This window comes from Diaminobutyricimonas sp. LJ205 (assembly GCF_009755725.1).
Classification (GTDB): Bacteria; Actinomycetota; Actinomycetes; order Actinomycetales; family Microbacteriaceae; genus Ruicaihuangia.
The window spans coordinates 1,517,856-1,535,775 of sequence record NZ_CP046619.1 but is presented as its reverse complement, the minus strand read 5'-3'; the positions used below and the strand labels follow the sequence as shown (position 1 = coordinate 1,535,775).

The following is a 17,920-nucleotide window of genomic DNA, read 5'->3' as shown; positions in this document are numbered from 1 at the left end:
CTTGATCCTAAACGGGCGAGAGAACCTCAGCTGAGAGAAGGATCAGCAGCAGCACCCCGAGCGCGATGCGATAGATCACGAACGGCAGGAACGAGCGCTTCGAGATGTAGTTCATCAGGAACGCGATCACGCCCAGACCCACCGCAAACGCGACGATCGTGGCGACCGCGGTCTCCGCATATCCGTAGTGGCCCATCGGCTCGCCGAAGCTGTTGAACAGCTCGTAGAACCCGCTGCCGAACACGGCGGGCACCGCAAGCAGGAACGCGTACTGTGCCGCCGCGGGGCGGTTATAGCCGAGCGCGCGGCCCATTGTCGTGGTCGCCCCGGACCGGGAGACGCCGGGGATGAGGGCGAGCGCCTGCGCCAGGCCCAGCCAGACACCGTGCGGGTAGGTGAGGTCTTTCAGCTCACGGTCCTTGCGACCGAGCAGGTCGGCGAGGCCGAGCAGGATGCCGAACACGATCAGCACGATCGCCACGAGCCAGAGGTTGCGGAACACCGAGCGGATGTACTCCTGGCCGAAGAACCCGATCAGCACGATCGGGAGGGTGCCGATGATGATCAGCCAGCCCATCCGCACGTCCGGATCGTGGCGCGGGATGCCACCGCCGAAGTGGCGGAACCAGCGGCCGATGATCCTGGTGATGTCCTTCCAGAAGTACACCAGCACGGCCAGTTCGGTGCCGATCTGCGTGATCGCCGTGAACGTGGCACCGGGGTCGGTTGCGCTGGGCAGGAACTCGCCGGCGATGCGCAGGTGCGCGCTCGACGAGATGGGAAGGAATTCAGTGAGGCCCTGGATCAGGCCGAGGATGATCGCCTCGATAAACGACACGCGGCTCCCGTCAGTAGTTCAACAGCAGGTCAGTCAGCACCTGCCTACCGAAGACTAATGCGTCGAGCGGGACCCGCTCGTCCACCCCGTGGAACATGCCAGGGAAGTCCAGCTCGGGCGGAAGTTGCAGCGGCGCGAACCCGTAGCCCTTGATCCCGAGGGTGGCGAGGGCCTTGTTGTCGGTGCCCCCGGAGAGCATGTACGGCAGCACCGGGGCGCCCGGGTCGTGGGTCTCCAGGGTCGCTTTCACCGCGTCAACGAGCGGGCCGTCGAAGCTCGTTTCGAGACCGATGTCGCGGTGCATGACGACGATCTCGACATCCTCACCGATCAGGGCCTGCACCTCGGCGAGCACCGCATCTTCCTCCCCCGGCAGGGTGCGGATGTCGATCAGCGCTTCGGCGGTGTCGGGGATGACGTTGTGCTTGTAGCCGGCGGTGAGCACGGTCGGGTTGGTGGTCGTGCGGAGGCTTGCCTGGATGAAGCCGGCGGCGGTGCCGGTGGCGAGCACGAGTTCGTCCGGCCCGACGGTCTGCGGGTTGACATCGAGCAGGCGTGCGAGCTCGGCGAGCAGCTCGGTGGTGGTGTCGGTGAGGCGGATCGGCCAGTCGCGGCGGCCCAGCGCGACGACCGCTTCGGCGAGGCGGGTGATCGCGTTGTCCTGGATCAGGCGTGAGCCGTGCGCGGCGCGGCCGCGGGCGATCAGCTTGATCCAGATCAGGGACTTTTCCCCGGTCTGCAGCAGGTAGGCGCGTTGGCCGGCGAGGTTGATGGAGTAGCCGCCGACTTCGCTGATCGCCTCGGTGGCGCCCGCGAACAGTTCTGGACGGGTCTTCACAATGTGTCCGGAGCCGTACTGGCCGCCGTTCTCTTCATCGGCGAAGAACGCGACGACCAGGTCACGGGCGGGCTGGCGTCCGCTGCCCAGGATGTCCTTCAGCGCGGTGAGGATCATCGCGTCCATGTTCTTCATGTCGACGGCGCCGCGGCCCCAGAGCAGGCCGTCCTTGATGACCCCCTCGAACGGATCCACGCTCCAGTTGGTGGGGTCGGCGGGCACCACGTCGAGGTGGCCGTGCAGGACCAGGGCGGGCTTCGTCGGGTCGGCGCCGGGCACGCGGGTGATCAGGCTGGTGCGGCCGGGCGCGGAGTCGATGAGTTCGGTGGTCAGGCCGATTGCCTCGAGCTGGGCGGCGACGTACTCGGCGGCATCCGTCTCCCCGTTTGAGCGGCCTTCACCATAGTTGGTGGTGTCGAATCGGATGAGGTCGCGGGCGATGACGGCGGTGTCGTCGAGAACCGTGTCGTCAAGAGTCGTGTCGTTGAAGGGTTCTGAGGCCATGCGGACAACCGTACCGGGCGTCATATGAGCGTTTCGATTCGTGCTAATGTCGTCTCTCGGTTGAACAAACCAAGACACTCGTCCGGGTGGCGGAAATGGCAGACGCGCTAGCTTGAGGTGCTAGTGCCCGTATAGGGCGTGGGGGTTCAAGTCCCCCCTCGGACACTGGGGGAACTTCGGGATATTGCGCGAATTTCCAAGGACTATTGAAAAAAGCGGCCCGATTCGGGCCGCTTTTTTCGTTTCGGGGCGCTTCGGCCGGTCAGCTCGTGACGCTGTGGTCGTGGGCCCGCCAGTTCTTAACGAAAAGTGGCGCGCCTGAATGTTTTCAGGCGCGCCGGATTGTTCGGTGCTGCGGAACTGGCGTGTGGGGCGGTTGCTGGCCGTGACTAGCCGGTGGGTCTGAGTTCGTCCTGGTGGGAGATGGGTGCTCGACTCTGCCAGAAGGACTTCGCGACGTCTTGGTTCTTCGCGGTGAGGGTCTTCAGCGCAAGCTTGTTCTTGTAGAAACTGAGCAACTTGCGCAGGTTCTCGGAGACGAGCGCCAAGGCGACGACGAGGTAGGTAAAGGTGTTGCCGCGAAGTCGGATGATGCTATCCCTGCTGGCGAATGCGCACGCGGTTGGTTGTCCTTCGTAGTCGATGCGCCTGTTGAGGTTGCTTCCGTGTATTTCGCTGACACAGTGACGGCCGAGCGAATCACTTGGGCAATGAAGTAACGGCCGCACGTCGGACCCCTTCCATACGGGTCTGCACCACGAGGCCGCGAGCCGGAATTAGTTGCAAGAAACTGTGTTGAGACAGCGGGTCGGGTCCTTCGGGATTCGGCCCTTCTCCTTTCGTGTATGGCTGGCACGCCGTCGCCTGCCTGCCAGCATTTGATCGCTCTGATCGGCACCACCGACCACCGGTGTCGCGTAACAGAGCGGGGAGAGCCTCCCACGAGCATTGGAAACTCATCGATAGTCTTTGCCTGCGCTTCGACAACCGGAAGGACACAGAGTGACTGATTTCAGCGTCAAGTGGAACCCTAAGAAAGCTGCGAAGAAAATGGCGGTAGTCCAAACGGCGCTGTTTCCTGGCGAAGATGTCTGGTTTCTCGGCTTCTGCAATAATCTGAAGCCGCTCGCGAGCGAGATTGCCCTCACCGCACTCCGAGTCGTCGCGTTGCAAGAGCGAGAGATCAAGTTTGAGGCCCGGTATCCCGACATCGCGTCGTTCGTGACGAACGCGAAGAAAGGGACTGTCGAAGTCGTCCGGAGGGACGGTGGGTCGATCGTCATCAAGATGGTTCCGCAAGACGACCTCGACGTTATAGAGGGTTTCTTCCGGCTCGGCCAAAGGACGACGCCGCCATCTAGTCTGATGGCGACTGCGGACACCGCGGCCGCGACGAATGCGGCTTCTCTAAAACGAATCACCGCGGCCAAGGAGTCGAGCTGGCCGAACTCGATTTTGAAGGGGAAACTCTCGCGAAAAGCTAGCGAGGCGATCCTCCGGCAGTGTCACGGCGACGAGCAGCCTTGGCTCATTCTGACGTCCTCTGCTGGAGCCGGGATACTCGCGTCCTTCGACGACCGTTTGGTGATCATCAAGACTGGTGCTTTTACGAGCTTTATGGCTGGCTCGCTCGGCGGTGAACGCTCTGCTACCTTCCATTTCTCGGACATCACAGGAATCGAATACAACTCCGGGTTCGTGAACGGCGTTCTAGAAATACTGACTCCGAGCTATAGCGGAGGCGCGAACAAGGACTATTGGCGGGGCACCAATCAGTCGAGGAATGCCGACAGCAATGATCCTTGGACTCTTAGCAACTGCCTGCCCTTGAGCAAGCTCGACTACAACACCTCCCTTGCCGAGATCAATGAGTTGAAGGCACGGGTGAGCAGGGCAAAGCAGATGAGCGCTGGACCTGTCGCGCCAAAAGCTGCGCCCGAAGTGGATGGACTTGCGGAACAACTCCAGAAGCTCGCCGGCCTCCGAGATTCCGGAGTGCTCTCCGATGAGGAGTTCACTGCCGCCAAAGCACGCCTCCTGGCTTAGCATTTTTCTTTCGGGTCGCGGCGGTGTAGTGCCGCTGCAACCGTTGTCCGTATGCTCGACCTCATTGCCGGACCAGACCCCCGCCCGGCCCCGCCGTTCTCCCGGTACTGCTCTTAGCAGAGCCGATAACAGCACTTATGAAAGCCCTCGTGCGTCGCAATGAACGCTCACTCTTCGCGCGGGCTTGTAGGGCCAAGCTCACGACCCGTGTGAGGTGAGGCGAGCCCAACGCCGAGACCCAGTGCGCTGACCTGCACCTGCAGCTCCTTCCCTGAGCTCACGGCAACAATGGCATTCGTCGCGAGCCACGCTGAGTTCAGAGCTATAACCCGCGAAACCTCCGCTGAAAGTAGAGAGAGTTCCCGGAAAGCATCTCGTCTTTCCGATGCATCGGTCTTGGACTCTACTGCAAGTAGCAGTGGAAGTGCCGGAGCCAAGAGGTTGATAAGTCGCTCGGCGAAGCCCGGATTCTTCTCTACCTCCTGCGGCTCTGGGATTGCCGGCTCAGTGCTCGGGAAGACCCGGGAAAGGAACACGGAGGGGTCACGCATCGCATCCGTGATCTCCCGTTCAAATTCTCCCGTAGTTTTTTCGCGCACGCGTTTGACCCATTCAGTCGAAGGGTCTTCGCCGAGTGCGCGGATGAAGTCCATGTTGAGTCTGCTGCGTGGCAATGCTCTTCGCACTGCGCCGTCGAGATCCATTCTGGAATCGCCCGCCAGTGTTTCGAACTGTGCGAGCATCAACGAACGGAACGAGCGGAACGTGTCTTGGACTGTCTCAAGTTCGTAAAGCATCGATTGGGGTAATGCGATGCGTTTGTTCGCGACGATGGAATTCATTGTCTCCGTTGCCTCACGCGCCAAGTATTCGGAGACACGAAAATCGAGCCGATCTCCTTGGCGATGAACCTCGCCCCAACGAGCGATCATGTCGGCAAGCCACGAGATTCTCCGTGTCTCCTCGTTCATCGCTTCGTTGAGGAGGCGCTGTTGTCGAATCTCCCACCACACACCGATATTCGCGGCCGTGTCGGCTATAGAGGTGATGGCTTCGATCGGCCCGATCCGCCCGCCTAGTGGGGGTGGATGCCCGGCGACGTCTGCAGGCTCATCAAATGAACCTTCTGCACGCTTCCACGTAACGCCAGTTTTGGCGTAGGTCATATCCCAGAAGTCACCGCTGTCCTTTTGGACTCGGAAAGTCCGGGGAGCCTTACCCTCGGTAGCTGCCACCACGCCCCCTTTGGTTTCCCGGTGAGTCTATTGGCCACTGTCACAAGAGAAGGCAAAGTCCTATTGGCAATCAGCGCGCAGGCTAGTCGTGAAGAGGCCCAGCGAAGCAAGCTCGCACGTCGCCCCATCGGGCACCACCGGTGTCACGGTCGGGTCCGAGGGGGGTAAACCGCCCGCTCGTTGTACCTGCTCTCGCGCCGCTATCCGACTGCCCGGACAACCCCGTCGGCGTTCACTGAGCCCAGCGCCGTATACGTGCTGGCGTGAAGATGGCTGGCAGCAAACCCGCGTGTCCTGACGCATTCGAGCTGCTGACCGGTAGCGACCCATATGCAATGCCGATGGGCTCCAGCTCCCCTAGGCTCCGGGCATGCCCCTCAATGAGAGCGAGCTCCGCGAACTGATCGATGACCTTCTGACACAGTGGGAGGATGCCAGCCAACCGCGGACGCTCCACCAGCCCGCAGATCGTCGCGGGCAGCGGGTCACTGGATCCGACGCTTCGCGGATCATGTCTGTCTATGGCTTGGCTCGGCACGTGCACGAAACGGCCCGCGCGATCGACGTGCTCATCAAGGCTGGCCACGCCAACGCTGCTATTCCCCTCGTACGCGTTGCCTACGAGAGCGCATTGACTGCAGCGTGGCTTGTGCAGAGCAAAGGCGACCACGGGATTAAGGCGTTCCTTCATGAGCACTCTCGGATCCGCCTAGCGTTGAAGAAGGAATCGTTGAAGGCTCTGTCGGATATCTTCCGCACGGGTGCAGATCAGATCGCGGACGCCGATCCTGAGCTGTTCAAGGACACGCGAGACAACGCCCAACGGTTTTATCAGCTATGTCTCGACCTCGCACCCGGCGGTCAAGACGCATACATCCACTACCGCCTCTTGTCCGCCCACAGTCACGCCAGCATCGATGTGGTGGACCTCTACCTCCATCCGATGGCGCCGAACCATCAGGTGCCGTCGTTTCGAGCCGTGCCTCAAGCGGCGCATCCGAACGACACGCTCCTTTTTTTTACTGCTGCCTCGATGGTTTGGGCAGGACGCGCGTACTCATACCTGACGCGGGACAAGCAGCACCGCACCGCGCTGCGGCAGAGTGCTCAGCTGCTAGAGATCGATCCAGAACTCCAGTTGAGCGAGAACTATCGACGGCGCCACGCGAGTCGCATGGCGGGATCAGGTAGTGGGAGCGCCGGACACGGGCCGACAATCTAGACGGCCATGGCAACGGGGCGCTTTGCCATCTCAGCGGGACAAGGAGCCCTGCGACAATTGGCTCCGTGATCAGACTGGAGTCGTTCTTCGGAGCAGCGCCTGCTTGCGCGGCAAATCCTTGACGATGAGATCAACGTCGCGCAGCTCGACACGGTGACGGGAGTGCATCGATAGGCTCCAGATCATGCGCGACACGAAACAGGCGAAGACCATTGGCGAACATCACGTCGCCGCTGAGATGGCGCGGCGAGGGTGGGCGCCGGCGCTCACCCGGGACGGGTTGGAGCGAACGGACATCCTGGGCGTGCTCACCACTGGAACGAAGCGGGTGCTTGTCGAGGTGCAGGTTAAGACGGCTCGGGGCGCTCGGATGGAATCGATCAGCTGGCCCTTGGGAGAAAAGTCGCAGAAGCGAAGCGCCCACCAGCGCGAGTACTTCGTGATGGTCGCGGTACCGGATGACGATACGCTGCCACCGCGCAGCTTCGTGGTGCCTCGGGTCCATGTCGCTGCTGCCGCGTGGATTGAGCACACGGACTGGCTGACCTCACCCGGGATTGAGCCTGGCAAACGCAACGCTCCAGTGGAGCGATCCCGTGTCCGTCTCGCCACTTTCGAGCAGTACGAAGGTCGCTGGGATCTGCTGGAGACAGATCAAGGCAACGCTCCCGTTCTCTTGCCACCTCACTTTCGAGACCTCGCACTGGAGGGCCGAGTGGGGCTTCCGCTCGGTCATGAGTGGAGGGATGGCCTCCCAATGTGGTGAGAGCGGACCACTCCAGTAGCGGACCGGCTGGCTCCGCTCACGTGGCTGAGCTCGACATCGCGAACACAACGCCGATCGTCGATGCCATGCGCGTGCGCCACGTCACTGAGTCGGCAGCTGCGGGCAACGCAGCGACTGAGGAAGGAGGGGCAGTTCTCCGGTCGAGTCCAACGACACGAGCAAGCGAGCGATGACGGGCGCCGACCATACCCCTGCAGTCGCTATGGTCGCCGCATGACTTTGCTCATCATCGCCTTCTATTCCCTTTCGGCGGTTTTGCCCATTGCCGGGCTTATCCGTCTCGCCCTCGCTGCTCGCGCTGAGTACACAGGATCGCTTCAGAGCAGTGACGATCAAGGACCGCGGATTGCGGTCGGGTCCGCGGGATTCACCAGGACAATTCGCGTGGCCGATATATCGCGCGCCGCCGCGGAATCCGCCCGAAGACCCGCTCACAGATGGAAACAGGTGAAGCGCGACCTGTTCCTCGTGGGAGCGGGGCTACTCTTCGGTGCGCTCGGAGGGATCTTTTCGCTATTCCAGTGGGGCTAATCGCGCCCGTCAGCGCGATTCCGTCAGACCCGAAGACGGGACATGAGCGTGACTGTGACAGTTCGCTCGCTTCGCGCCAGCTAACACAGCTCGCCGCCCCGCCATTCCGCCGCCCGCTCGGTCAACTCCACTATCCCCTCGGCGATCGCGACTAGCAGTGTTGCCTCCTGGTCCGCGTCGCCTCCGGTGGTGGTGAACAATGCCGCTGGATCATTTGTGCGCCAGTCTGCGCCGATCGCGTGGGCGCGATCACGTAGGTCCTTAGCCTGAGAGACCGCTTCGGGGATCGCATGACTGAGGTAGTCGCACGTCGCGACGGTGTGCAGAACCAGCTCGTAACTCTGCACTCCGGCCATTCCGATCAACTCCGGCTGAGAAATGGTCGGGCCGTTCAAAGTCATGATGCCAACCGGAGTCGGGTGGCCGCCGGCCTCACAATGGTCACTGTAATCGTCCGCGTCGAAGCGGTCGCCCGCGCGTTGCCGTAAGTGCCGCGGCTGCCAGCGCCTCCGCCGCGTATCGCGGTCGGAACTGATCCAGTCAAGGGTCTCGGCCTCGTCATACCCGCATGCCCAAGCGAGGTACTCGACTTCCACGAGCTGGCGCACCAAAGCGCTTGCAGCGTACACGTTGTCGGGCAGCAAGGTACGCACTCCGGTCACCAGCGCGCTCGCGCCCTCCGCGACGAGGCTGACCGCGAACAGAACACGCTTATCACCGCCTTGCGCCGCGAGAACGGCTGATCGAATGTCGTCCAATAGAGTGAGGCACCGATCGAGAGCGTCGTCGCGCGCTTCGACGCCACGCGGCACCATGCACACCGCCAGCAGTTGCTGGCGATTGTCGATGGGCTTGCCGTCGTTCATGTCTCTGTCCGCCTCTTAGAACTGCTTGGCGCCAGTGGTGAGCGTTTTCGCGGGAATCAAATGCGCACGATCCGTAAACCCGGATGCGACGAGTAGCTCAGCGTAGGCGTCGCGAATCTCGTCCATCCACTCAAAGTACGGCATGTGCTCATGCGAAGAGACGAACACGCCATACGTGGTCGGCGCCCAAGCCTGAGACTGCAGCTTCCGAACCACCCAAGGCTCCCTCGCCAGAATGTCTAACGCCGGGTCGCGCGCGGTGAACGCGCACGCGTTCGGCTTGGAAGCCACTTGCTTCCGTGTCCAAGACTGTCTATTGCCACGCGACGCTTGCCCGAGTTGCGCGGGACTCTAGCTGCGGGCGACTTGATGGGTCAGCGCGTCGATCGTCGTCAGAACCGCTGGCTCTTCGAATCCGCTTGGAAGGAGTCCGAGCCTGTGGACCCGAAGTTCGGCGTTCTCTGCTCTGCCATCGCGGTGCCGCGCCACCTCTTCGACTTTCAACAGGCCACACCATTCCAGCACCTTCCGCGCCGATGAGTAGGCGTCACGATGGATTCCGTAGTGTCTCAGTCGGACGTCAGCGGGGACCACAAGTAGCCCGTTCTCGGGCCACCCACCCTTCTGGCACGCCACCATCAGAAGGAGCGCGATCTCTGAATCTTCGAGGACATGCAACCAGCCGTTCGAAACGAACCCGGCAGGCATTGTGAATGTCGCCTCGCCACGCCTGGGCACGTAATATTCTTCCGCTTCTCCGACGGCTTCGACGCCGCACTCGTTTAGAAGAACGAAGTTTTTCAAACGGTCGCGCACGCCAGGTTCGCCAGGGATTGCGACGAGTCCCGCTTCGGCCAGGGCAGAGAGAGCGCTTCGAACACTGCGGGCACGCTTGTCCCGTGCTGTTAAGTACACTCCGCCCCGGTTGCTGTCGGCTGCGTCAGTGGCAATCAGGTCAGCCAGTCCGAGTGTTCTTGAGTCGCCTCCTACCTCGAAACCCAATTCACTTAGTCGCGCTTTCGCGCCTGGTTTACGCTTCGTCTGCACAAGGGCGAGAAGTGTCAGGGCAAAGCGGAGAGCCGCTCCGCGGCTCGTGATCAGTCGTGTAGCTGGTGGCCTGAGGCTGTGAGGCGGGGCCCTGCGATCTGACGCGTCAAGATCGATGCCCGCTTCTCGGTACGAGAAGCCCGAGCGGACGACGAGACCGGTGGATGGAAGCTTGCCCGGCATAGCCCCGTAGACCCGATCGATCCGAGCGACGTGTTCCGGTCGATCAAGCCGTTGGAGACGAGCCTCCAGTTTTAACCGCTCCTTCGATGTCGGCGGGCGGGTGAAGTTGACGGTGTCGACCACGGAGAAGCCCTCGGTTGTATCGGATGATTCTGAGCGTTTTAACCGGCCAGATCTCCCGTCTCAAATCGTTATCTTCCGTGATGGTGTCTGGCTGGTTGAAGCGTCTTCTCAGCATAGTGGACAGCCCTGCCTTTCTGTGGATTACTGGCCGACAGAGCGGTCAAAAAGAGGACGTGCGCGAGGCAGAAACCAAGGAGGTGACCGGCCATGGCAGCAGAACGCCGGAAGCCTGCGGGTGGACCCAAGTCAGGGATGTGGTTCTGTATTGCGGAAGCAGTGCGAGATGGCTGGGGGGCCACCGCACGGCTCATCACCGTTCTCGTTGTGAGGGGCTTGCTTCTCGTCGGAGTGATCGCCGCCGTAGGCGACAGCGGCATCGGGGTTATCTTGCGCGCAGCGCTTTCGGTCTTTCGATGAAAAACGGTCGCGTTCTTTCGGCGGCACCACGGATCGCCGCTCACCCTTCGTGGGGCTACTCCCAGGAGCTTGGACGCTCACGAACTCACCGTCCGTGGTGACACCGATTGGTTCGCCGGCTCACTCCCTATCTTTCAGACGCGACATCACCGGATCGAGATCTCGCGGGACTTTGAGATTGGCAATCTGGGCCTGACGCCCCCAAGACACTCATCGTGGTGATAGCCGTCTCTGATCATCAATCCGATCGGCGAACGTCGCCATGCTTCGGCGCGGATGACTTCATCACTCTCCCAAGTCAACACATTCACGCGGGCTCCGTTGCACCACTGGTGCGAGGCTTGGAGATAATCGATCTCATCGCCGCCGCCAGCCCAGTCCGGGAGAATGTGATCGAGTGCAGGCGCCATTTCGTCAAAGTGGGATTTCTCGTGGTCGACGTCTAACTCAATTCCACAGATACCGCATGTGAAGTCATCCCGTAACAACACCTCGTCGCGATGTCGTTGATAAGATCTCGATCGGGCAGAAGGCGCCGGCTTTGACTTGCGCCCAACTCGGCGGGCTTCGAGAGTCTCGCCCCGTTCAGCCCGGCACGGATCGCACCGGCATTCCAAGCTACGCTCCCGCTCGTCGAGCCACGTGCGCCGACATGGAGTGTGATCGTTGACAAAATCGGTGCGAGCGCGGTCGAGAGCGACGCGATCCTCGGGAATCGCAAATAGAGGCGGCCGCATCGGGCTGGTGACTCCACACCCGATGCAATGCATGAGCGCTCGCGCTTCTTTGATTAAGCCGTGGCAGAGGTTTGAACAGTACGCCCACTTTCGAGTGTGAGTCCGCCTCATCGCTCTGCAGCCGATGCACTCCACTTCTATCGGAGGCGCGCCCGCCCTGACATTGCGGTGGTGACCTTTCGGAGGGAGTCAGGCTGTTACCGTCTCTCGTACCACCGGCGGCCCGCTATCGATGTCGTCCCCATCAATCCAGTCAAGCCACACCGGTCGCCGTTCGTCCGCAACGCCCCTGTTGACCCTCTGGGCGTTATTGCCTGACCTTCGCCCAGTTCGGGCCAGAATTGCAGAGCGTCCTCGCTGTCCCCTTGGGACCACAGGACACCAGACATGAAAGTCAGTTTCGCATGTGCGCGGGGCGGACTGCGGCATGACCGCGCGGCTGAACCAACCCTGTCGATTCCTTAGCGCAACCATAGTTCGGTCTAACTTGATCGCTCGATCCCTCGCGTATGCTTGCTTTCAGACTTCCAGCCTCGGCTGGCGGGTACTGGTTGAGACAGTGCATGAACCCCTGGCCAATGGTCGGGGGTTCTTCCGTGCACGGTGCAAGTTGGCCATAGCGGCGGGACAACTTCGGTGACACGTGGAATTTCAAGAGTTAATGCGTGGAATGCCCTCCGGGGGAAGCATCCGACTCCCCTGCAGTTCCGGGCCTGAATGAATATTCCGAACGTCCCACTGGAAATTCATTCCGCGGAACTGTGTTGAGACAGTGGGCCGGATCCTTCGGGGTCCGGCCTTTTCCGTTTCTGGTGGCAGCCATCCGCCATACCCGGATCACCTGCTCAGGATGATGCCGCCGGACGCAGCGCGCGTACCGTTGCTGCCATGACGAATCGGGCTACTGCCCTCTTTCTGGCGGGTGGAGCCCTCCTGCTGGCAACAATCACCGCTGGATGTGCCCAGGACGAACCGCCCGCCCAGGATGAACCGGCCGCGGTGTGTTCAGCGGTGGACTCGCTCAAGGCATCAGTCGAGGACGTGACGACCGTTGACCTCGACCAGGGCGCGTTGGCGGAGTTGCAGGACAAACTCACGCAAGTGCAGTCGGATCTGGGCAAGGTCAAGGACGACGCCAAGGATGAGTACGACACCGAGATCGACGCCGTCGAGCAGGCCGCCGCCTCTGTCGGCTCCAGCGTCAACGCGGCAACGACATCGCCATCGGCGCAGGCGATCGCCGACGTCGGCACAGCCGTTCAGGCGCTGGGTGCGTCCCTGAGGGCGCTGGACGATGCCGTCGAGAGCACCTGCTGAGCGCTAACGGCGTGAAATTCGCCGGGCCCGGCAGAATCAATCACCCATTTGCTGCAGGAGGTATCAGATGTCAACATCATCCGGTTCAGCTCTCGGCGGGTTCTCGCTCGACTCTGCTGAGCTCACCAAGTCCGCCGTGACCAATATCCGTGTCGCTCTTGGCGTGGGTGGGGCTGTCGCCCTCATCATCGGCCTCTTGATCACGTTCCAACCGCAGGCGACCGCCACGACGATCGCCGTGCTGCTGGGCATCTATTTCGTCTTCGCGGGTCTGGTTTACGTGGGCATCGGTGTCTTCTCTCGGGGTATCTCGGGTGGGGCCAGGGCGCTCGATATCATCCTCGGTGTCCTCTTCCTGATCGGCGCGGGCCTGGCGTTCGCCAACCTGTCGGGCACGGTGGCATTTCTCGCCGTCTTCCTCGGCATCTTGATCGGCATTCTGTGGATCGTCGAGGGTGCGGCGACCCTCGTACAGCTCGGCGATGCCCCATCGAAAGGCTGGGCAATCTTCTTCGCGATCGTGAGCATCATCGCCGGCATCGCTTTGCTGTTCGCGCCGGTATGGGGAGCGCAGCTGCTTTTCCTGCTGGCGGGTGTCACATTGATCGCCCTCGGCGTGGTGCAGATCATCCGTGCCTTCACCTTTGGGCGCGGCATCACCTCAACCGCGTGAGCAACCACCCAACGAGACGAGATTTTTCCAGCCAGCCCCGCAGCATGCGGAGCGAGTCTGCCGCTCAGCCGCCCTTGTCGGGCGGCTGGTGACGCTGGCCGCCGCCTTCCAGCTTCTCGCTGGCCACAGGCGGGCCGATCGAGCTTCATGCGATCTGGATGATGACCATGGCTGGCTACCAAATTGCCTTGACTCGTGTGCAATTGCGTCGAACGGTCACCGTCGGGCTACCGAATCCGGCCGCGCGAGCCGAGATCTCACCGCTAACCGTGACGGCGGAGGCGCGCACCGTGATCGGCAGCTAGGTGTTGAGACAGTGGGCCGGATCCTTCGAGATCCGGCCTTCTCCATTTCCTGGACGCTTCCCAGCAAGGAGGCTCTGGAGCTCGCCCGCTCCTCCATTCACATTTCCGCAGCAGCAGTGCCGGTGAGTTGGCGCACCGACGTGGTTGTTGAGTCCTTATGCTGCAAGATCGCAACGGCCACGGCCGTGATCGCCGTGAGAGTGACGAGGATCCAAAACAATGACTCGGCACCCCAGAGCGCGTTCGTTGCGGCCCACCAGGTATTCATCGCGGCGTGAAAAATTGCGGCAATCAGCACGCTCCCTCGAGTGCGGTCGAAGATCCACGTCATGATCACGGTGATGGAGATGGCGAGGATGACGAAACCGATGAAGGGGTAGCTCTGCCTGCTGCCGGCCAGAAGGAACAATGGGATGTGCCACGCTGCCCAGATGGGTCCGAGGACAAGGCTTGCAGCAAGGGGGCCGAAACGCGTGCGCAGGCGAGGAAGCGCGAAGCCTCGCCAGCCGAGCTCTTCGGTGAGCAGGTGCAAGAGGATCTGGGTGAGCAGCAGTGGCGCCACCGCCGACAGCGGAATCAGCGCCCCCATGTCATGTTCGCCTCCGGCTGCGAAGTGAATTCCAATCGCGACCAGGGCGGGGACGCCGGGAATGAGCAGCGCGGCGAGATACCACTTGACGTGCACCCGCCAGATGATCATCCGGCCGAAGAGGCTCCGCAGTCCTGCCGCCCCAGCCGACAGCGCGGTGATCAAAACGGCTGCGACCGTGATTGCCAGATACGACAGTGGGTCGCCCGGAAGCTTCCAGTCGAGCAGCCCGTTCTGGAAAGCGAGCCCAGTTGCCCATACCCCCCACGAGAGAACGAATGTGAGGGAGAAAAACGCGATCAGCGCGTTGCGGTTGGAGCGAAGCATGGCTGGGTGCCTCTTTCGGGATCGAGTACGCGAGCTCCGATATCGGAGATCGGAACGCTTTCAGCGTTCTCACAGATGAGAATGTACAACAGCCAACGGCTCACCCGGAAGCACCTTCGACGAAAAATCTTAGTTACGACCTCGAGGCTGCACTCGGTTCAGAACGCCGTAATCCATGGTGAGAACCTGACCGATGGTCACCGCGACGACGACGACCGACATCAGCACGAAGAGCCATCCGACATAGGCGATGGTGATGCCGAGCGCGCCAAACTGGGCCGCAGACGAGGTCAGGGCGATCGGAAGGTAGATCCGCCCCACTCCGCCCGCGATCGCAAGCCCAATGCCGCAGAGAACGGCACCTGGCAACAACAACCGGAAGCTGACGGTCCGGTTGAGGACGATCCATCCGACGATCAGCCACACCGCGGCCCAGAGCATGAACTCGATGATGCCCCTGAGCGGGACGAAAGATGGTTCCGACCGCAGGATAGAACGGGTGAGCTGCAGCACGACCACTCCGAGGAGGATGGCCGCGAGAACTGCGAACAACCGCCAGGCGGCGCGGAAACCGAGCTTGGGTTTGGACCACACGCGCGCGTAGAACCGCTCGAGTGCCCGCGAGAATGCCGTGGCTGAAACCACGAGGAGCAGGACGCCGAACCACCCCAGGGCACTGAAAACGTCGGAGGATGCGGGAACAATCCTCTCCAGGGCGGTGGCCGCGGAGTCGCTCAGCCCCAGATAGTTGGACAGACCCCGGCCGATCGGTTCCGCGTCGCCGCGCCGCAACGCTGCAACCGCAATGACGAGCGGGAGTATCGAGATGAATGCTTGCGCCGCTAGAGTCATCGCCCGATCGAACACTTCGATCGCGATGAGGGCGTTGGCGATGCGCATGATGAAACGGCCGACCGCGGTTGTACGCAACCGTGTCTCTACCCAGGACCTGGCCGAGCGTATCGCCGAGCGACGTTTCTCCCCGCCGTCCTGCGCTGACCGGGTGGCGCCCGGGCTTTCGGGCTGTTCCGCTGTCATTGGGAAGCCTCCTGACGCACGACCCTGGACCCATGATCCTCCGAGGGTCGGCACTGCGCCTCAGCCGAGGTTGACGACCCGCTCACCTCGGCATAGCTTCAGGAAACATAGAGGCCTCTAGCCGGTCGATGAGCGACTCCGCGAATTGAAGGGACAGACGGATGCCTGGACAGACCGAAGCCGGCAACAAGCAGTTCACCATCACCCGCGTTTCCGACGGGAGCGCGTGATGGGCCGTCTGATCGTCGAGCAGATCGTCAGCGTCGACGGCTACGCGGCCGACCTCGACGGCGGCATCGGGTTCTTCGAAGCCGTCGACGAGGTCGACTCGAACGACGCCGACCAACTCGCGTTTCTCGAGTGGGTCGACGCGATCCGGATGTTCGCGGGGTACTGGCCGTATGCCGACCCCCAGGTGGAGCGCGTGGCCGAGCCGATCAACCGACTGCCGAAGTTCGTTGTCTCGAACACGTTGACCGATGCTCCGTGGGGCGATGGCGAGGTCGAAGTTCTCCGCGGCGATGGGGCCGAAGCGGCCGCCGCGCTGAAGGAGCGCTACGGCGCGATCATCGTGTGGGGCAGTCTCACACTCGCGGATGCGCTGCTCGAAGCCGGGATCGTCGACGAGCTCCGCCTGCGCGTCGTGCCCGTGCTCATCGGCGAGGGTCGGTCGTTCACGCCGGCGAAGCTCGGCGAACGGCGCCTCGCCCTCGATCACGTGGTGGCGCATCCGAGCGGTCACGTGGGCATGAACTACCGCACGCGCTGAGCTCGATTTGGGCGGATTCAAACGAGTAACGGTGTCGTAGTGTCGGACTGAATGCACACGCCCCACGTGCAGACGACGGTACTTGGGTGGCCGCTGTGCAGGGAAGCGAGTCGCTCGTGGCTACTGCCCCCACCGCACCCGAGGACAGGGGCGAGGACCATCCGGCCCGGGCCGATGCGGTGCCCCGCGGACGGATCGGCTGGATCGTGGCCGGCTCGCTTTTCGCCGGACTCATTGCTGCCGTGCTCCTTGCCGCCGCCCCCTTCATCCCGTCCGACGAGAGCCACATGATCGGGGCCATGCTGTGCGGATTCGCACTGGGCTGGGCGATGTTGGCCGTGCTCTCCGTGCGCTTCACCGACCAGCCGCAGCGATGGGCCATTGCTCCCGCGCTGTTCATGGGAATCAGTGGGCTGCTTCTGCTGGTGTTCGGCTCCCCGGCGTTGGAGGTCCTCAGCTGGATTTGGCCACCCGTCTTGCTCGCCCTGGCGATCTGGATGTTCATTCGCGCCCGTCGCCAGCTTCGCAGCCGGAGCGGACGCTGGCTGATCTATCCGGTGCTCGGGATGCTTGCTCTCGCCTCGATCGGGGGCGGCTACGAGACCGTGCAACGAGCGGTCGATGCTGGGACCTACCCAATGCCCGGCCAGCTGATCGACGTCGGCGGACACAGCCTGCACCTGAACTGCACCGGCTCAGGGAGCCCCACTGTCGTGCTCGAGCCGGGTGCAGGGTTGTCGTCTTCCGATCTCGGGTGGATCTCCCCGGCTGTCGCCGCCGAGACCAGGGTCTGCGTCTATGACCGAGCCGGGCGAGGCTGGAGTGAGCCCGCCGAGACGCCGCAGGACGGCATGCAGATCGCGACCGACCTTCACACCTTGCTGCAACGCGGGAACGTGCCAGGACCGTATGTCGTGGCAGGCCATTCCTTCGGGGGTCTCTACGCACTCATCTTCGCCGACCAGTATCCCGACGAAGTCGCCGGAATGGTGCTCGTGGACTCGACCGCCCCGGCATCCGCCGTGAACCCGGTGGCGCCATCGTCCGACGAAGACACCTACGACATCCTGAGCCGAGCGTCGGCACTGATCTCAACCTCGGCTCGACTTGGTCTGGCCCGGCTGTACGCGCTGTCCGACTATGACAGCCTGCCGCCGCACTCCCGGGACGAGTCGCGCGCCAACGCTGCACACGCGAGCCAGATCAGCAGCACCATCGACGAGTACGTTCAGGCGAACGCTGCCATTGCGCAAGCAGGATCGCTCAGCGACTTCGACGACAAGCCCTTGGCTGTCCTGACGGCCGACATCGGCAATTCCCCCGGCTGGTCCGAGAAGCAGGACGCCCTGGCCGCATTGTCGACAAACAGCGTGCACCAAGTCGTCGACGGGGCCACCCACCCATCACTGCTCTTGAACGAGGAACACGCCGCCGCCGTCACCGAGGCGATCCTCGATGTCGTCGCATCGGTCCGAAACTCGGCGCCGATGCAATGATGAAACCCACATGGTCGGAGTGTGATGAGCGA

General features: G+C 62.4%; 18 protein-coding genes and 1 tRNA gene. 9 read left to right on the top strand and 10 right to left on the bottom strand.

Translation table 11 applies throughout. The annotated features are described in order from the left end of the window. Nucleotides 1-7: 7 nt before the first annotated feature. On the bottom strand, nt 8-838 hold the full coding sequence (locus tag GO591_RS07290; RefSeq protein WP_157156211.1) for an undecaprenyl-diphosphate phosphatase: 831 nt from the start codon (nt 836-838) through the stop codon (nt 8-10). A 10-nt stretch (nt 839-848) separates the two neighbouring features. Continuing rightward, complete coding sequence (locus GO591_RS07285; RefSeq protein ID WP_157156210.1) at nt 849-2,180, bottom strand: M20/M25/M40 family metallo-hydrolase; 1,332 nt, start codon at nt 2,178-2,180, stop codon at nt 849-851. Between the two features lie 80 nt (nt 2,181-2,260). On the opposite strand from GO591_RS07285, the gene GO591_RS07280 reads away from it, so the two are divergent. Beyond that, nucleotides 2,261-2,345: transfer RNA gene (locus GO591_RS07280), tRNA-Leu, on the top strand. A gap of 224 nt (nt 2,346-2,569) precedes the next feature. Here the strand turns inward: GO591_RS07280 and GO591_RS07275 are convergent. Then, nucleotides 2,570-2,908, bottom strand: coding sequence for a hypothetical protein (locus GO591_RS07275; protein ID WP_157156209.1), 339 nt, complete (start codon nt 2,906-2,908; stop codon nt 2,570-2,572). A 274-nt stretch (nt 2,909-3,182) separates the two neighbouring features. On the opposite strand from GO591_RS07275, the gene GO591_RS15770 reads away from it, so the two are divergent. Next, complete coding sequence (locus tag GO591_RS15770; RefSeq protein ID WP_198295587.1) at nt 3,183-4,226, top strand: SHOCT domain-containing protein; 1,044 nt, start codon at nt 3,183-3,185, stop codon at nt 4,224-4,226. Between the two features lie 167 nt (nt 4,227-4,393). Here GO591_RS15770 and GO591_RS07265 read toward each other — a convergent pair whose 3' ends face one another. After that, nucleotides 4,394-5,461, bottom strand: a complete 1,068-nt coding sequence (locus GO591_RS07265; RefSeq protein WP_198295586.1) for a hypothetical protein — start codon at nt 5,459-5,461, stop codon at nt 4,394-4,396. Nucleotides 5,462-5,831: 370 nt separating this feature from the next. On the opposite strand from GO591_RS07265, the gene GO591_RS07260 reads away from it, so the two are divergent. The 3 genes from GO591_RS07260 (at nt 5,832) to GO591_RS07250 (ending at nt 8,001) form a co-directional block, all read left to right on the top strand. Continuing rightward, nucleotides 5,832-6,683 carry a DUF6988 family protein gene (locus tag GO591_RS07260; protein WP_157156207.1) on the top strand — a complete coding sequence of 284 codons (852 nt, stop codon included), beginning with the start codon at nt 5,832-5,834 and terminating at the stop codon, nt 6,681-6,683. A gap of 184 nt (nt 6,684-6,867) precedes the next feature. After that, nucleotides 6,868-7,449 (top strand): hypothetical protein, encoded by a 582-nt coding sequence (locus GO591_RS07255; protein ID WP_232466312.1) that lies wholly within the window; start codon nt 6,868-6,870, stop codon nt 7,447-7,449. 234 nt (nt 7,450-7,683) lie between these two features. Continuing rightward, nucleotides 7,684-8,001 carry a hypothetical protein gene (locus tag GO591_RS07250; protein WP_157156206.1) on the top strand — a complete coding sequence of 106 codons (318 nt, stop codon included), beginning with the start codon at nt 7,684-7,686 and terminating at the stop codon, nt 7,999-8,001. 80 nt (nt 8,002-8,081) lie between these two features. Here the strand turns inward: GO591_RS07250 and GO591_RS07245 are convergent, their stop codons facing one another. From GO591_RS07245 to GO591_RS07230, 4 genes are all read right to left on the bottom strand, one after another. After that, nucleotides 8,082-8,867: a hypothetical protein gene (locus tag GO591_RS07245; protein WP_157156205.1), complete on the bottom strand. Its 786-nt coding sequence runs from the start codon at nt 8,865-8,867 to the stop codon at nt 8,082-8,084. Nucleotides 8,868-8,882: 15 nt separating this feature from the next. Next, nucleotides 8,883-9,083 carry a hypothetical protein gene (locus GO591_RS07240; RefSeq protein ID WP_157156204.1) on the bottom strand — a complete coding sequence of 67 codons (201 nt, stop codon included), beginning with the start codon at nt 9,081-9,083 and terminating at the stop codon, nt 8,883-8,885. A gap of 135 nt (nt 9,084-9,218) precedes the next feature. Further along, a complete protein-coding gene (locus GO591_RS07235; RefSeq protein WP_157156203.1) occupies nt 9,219-10,220 on the bottom strand; it encodes a hypothetical protein in 1,002 nt (333 codons plus the stop codon). A gap of 563 nt (nt 10,221-10,783) precedes the next feature. Then, nucleotides 10,784-11,047: a hypothetical protein gene (locus tag GO591_RS07230; RefSeq protein WP_157156202.1), complete on the bottom strand. Its 264-nt coding sequence runs from the start codon at nt 11,045-11,047 to the stop codon at nt 10,784-10,786. A gap of 1,215 nt (nt 11,048-12,262) precedes the next feature. Between GO591_RS07230 and GO591_RS07225 the strand changes: the two genes are divergently transcribed. Both GO591_RS07225 and GO591_RS07220 read left to right on the top strand, forming a co-directional pair. Next, on the top strand, nt 12,263-12,691 hold the full coding sequence (locus GO591_RS07225) for a hypothetical protein (protein WP_157156201.1): 429 nt from the start codon (nt 12,263-12,265) through the stop codon (nt 12,689-12,691). 67 nt (nt 12,692-12,758) lie between these two features. Beyond that, nucleotides 12,759-13,364, top strand: a complete 606-nt coding sequence (locus tag GO591_RS07220) for an HdeD family acid-resistance protein (protein WP_157156200.1) — start codon at nt 12,759-12,761, stop codon at nt 13,362-13,364. 402 nt (nt 13,365-13,766) lie between these two features. Here GO591_RS07220 and GO591_RS07210 read toward each other — a convergent pair whose 3' ends face one another. Further along, entirely contained in the window at nt 13,767-14,585 is an 819-nt protein-coding gene (locus tag GO591_RS07210; protein WP_157156198.1) for a CPBP family intramembrane glutamic endopeptidase, read from the bottom strand. 129 nt (nt 14,586-14,714) lie between these two features. After that, on the bottom strand, nt 14,715-15,623 hold the full coding sequence (locus GO591_RS07205; protein WP_157156197.1) for a YhjD/YihY/BrkB family envelope integrity protein: 909 nt from the start codon (nt 15,621-15,623) through the stop codon (nt 14,715-14,717). A 229-nt stretch (nt 15,624-15,852) separates the two neighbouring features. Between GO591_RS07205 and GO591_RS07200 the strand changes: the two genes are divergently transcribed. Together GO591_RS07200 and GO591_RS07195 are read left to right on the top strand one after the other, a co-directional pair. Continuing rightward, nucleotides 15,853-16,392, top strand: a complete 540-nt coding sequence (locus GO591_RS07200) for a dihydrofolate reductase family protein (protein ID WP_157156196.1) — start codon at nt 15,853-15,855, stop codon at nt 16,390-16,392. A gap of 116 nt (nt 16,393-16,508) precedes the next feature. After that, the gene (locus GO591_RS07195; protein ID WP_198295585.1) at nt 16,509-17,888 is read left to right on the top strand and encodes an alpha/beta fold hydrolase; all 1,380 of its coding nucleotides are present in this window, start codon (nt 16,509-16,511) and stop codon (nt 17,886-17,888) included. Nucleotides 17,889-17,920: the final 32 nt, after the last annotated feature.